At 71.7% G+C, this 1,668-nt stretch carries 2 protein-coding genes and 1 pseudogene; all 3 read right to left on the reverse strand.

Annotated features, from left to right (window positions below; all coding sequences use genetic code 11):
• Nucleotides 1–305: pseudogene (locus tag AC1DZ6_RS24760) on the reverse strand (hypothetical protein); the annotation flags it as partial.
• Between the two features lie 62 nt (nt 306–367).
• The gene (locus AC1DZ6_RS24765; protein ID WP_477099750.1) at nt 368–1,051 is read right to left on the reverse strand and encodes a Fe2+-dependent dioxygenase; all 684 of its coding nucleotides are present in this window, start codon (nt 1,049–1,051) and stop codon (nt 368–370) included.
• Nucleotides 1,045–1,668: alpha-hydroxy acid oxidase (locus AC1DZ6_RS24770; protein WP_477099751.1), on the reverse strand; the 624-nt coding region annotated here is incomplete at its 5' end. The genes AC1DZ6_RS24765 and AC1DZ6_RS24770, both read right to left, overlap by 7 nt.

Below are 1,668 nucleotides of genomic sequence, written 5' to 3' on the forward strand. Positions count from 1 at the left end.
GGCGAGGACGTGGGCTTGGGCGTCGCCATCAGCTGCCGCTCGGGCGGCGGCGGGGTGGGTTGCGGCGGCTGGGGCGGCGTGGGCGCCGGCGCGGCGGAGGCCGCCGCTTCGGTGATGAAGCTCACCGACAGGGTCGCTTCGGGCGGCGTCGGCGGCGGACGCAACTGGGCGTAGATGAAGCCCCCGACGACGGCGGCGTGCAGCACGGCCACCGCGCCCAACGCCAGCAGGCGCTGGCGAGCGTCGATCTCGTTTGGCCCCTGATAGGCCACCTGATCACCCCCGACGGGAGCCGCCTTCAACATGCCGCTCGTCTATATGAGAATGCGTCGTAATTAAAGACGTAACGGCCGATATCCTGGGAGGCTCAGGTGGTGGCCCAGCGGCGCAGCAGGTTGTGATAAACCCCCGTCAGGCGCAGCAGGTCGGGGTTGGCCTGTCCCGCCAGCGGCGTGACGCCCTGGATCGCCTGGTCCAGGTCGTACAGGACGCTCCGCCGGCCGTCGTCGCCGACATGGCTCTCGATCCAGAAGAACGAGGCGATCCGCGCGCCCTGCGTGACCGGCGTCACCCGGTGCAGGCTGCTGGCCGGATAGAGGACCATGTCGCCGGCCGCCAGCTTGACGGGCTGCATGCCGAACGCGCTCTCGATCTGCAGCTCGCCGCCCTCGTACTCGTCGGGTTCGGACAGGAACAGGGTCGCGGCCAGGTCGGTGCGGATCGTCACGTCGCCGCGCGGAGCCCGCATCAGGGCGCTGTCGACATGGGCCCCGTAGGTGTCGCCGCCGGCGTAGCGGTTGAACTTGGGCGGATAGATCTTGTTGGGCAGGGCGGCCGAGATGAACAGCGGCAGCGACCCCAGCCGCCGCAGGATCTGCTCGCCCAGGGCGATGGCGACGGCGGCGTTGTCGTCGAGCTGGCTGTTGACCTTCTGCGAGCGGGCCAGGGGACCGGCCGTCGCCGCGCCGTCGATCCAGGGCGCGGCGTCCAGCTGACGCCGGAACGCGGCGACCTCGTCCTTGCTCAGCACACCGTCGATGGCGATCAGCATCCGTCGTCCCCCTGCCCGACTCGCCCTTGTCCAGCCAGGCGCACCTGGGCGCGACGCACGTCGGCCAGGGTCGCGCATCCGGCCATGGCCATGCAAATCTCGAGTTCCTCGCGCAGCATCCGGACCATGTGGGCCACGCCCAGCGCTCCGGCCACCGCCAGGCCGCAGGCCTGCAGCCGGCCCACCATCACGCCGTCCGCCCCCAGGGCGATGGCGCGGAAAATGTCCTCGCCCGAGCGGATCCCGCCGTCGAACAGCAGCGGGAAGTCCTCGCCCACCGCCGCGCGTACGGCCGGCAGGACCGACAGGCTGGACGGCGCGGCGTCCAGGGTGCGGCCGCCGTGGTTGGAGACCACCACCCCGACCGCGCCGGCGCGCTGGGCCTCCCGCGCGTCGTCGGGATGCAGCACGCCCTTGATCCACAGCGGCAGGCTGGTGTTGGAGACCAGCCAGTCGATGTCGGCCCAGGTCGGCGCGTCGCGCATGAAGCCCTGGAAGACCCGGCTCTGGCCCGGCTCGATGACGGTGGTCGGCGTCGCGTAGGGCTCGAGATTGACCGCCCGCGCCTCGCCGCGAAAACCGGCGCGCAGGGCCGAAGGCCCGACGGGCTTCACGGC

Source organism: Caulobacter sp. P1_B12_2, assembly GCF_056406675.1.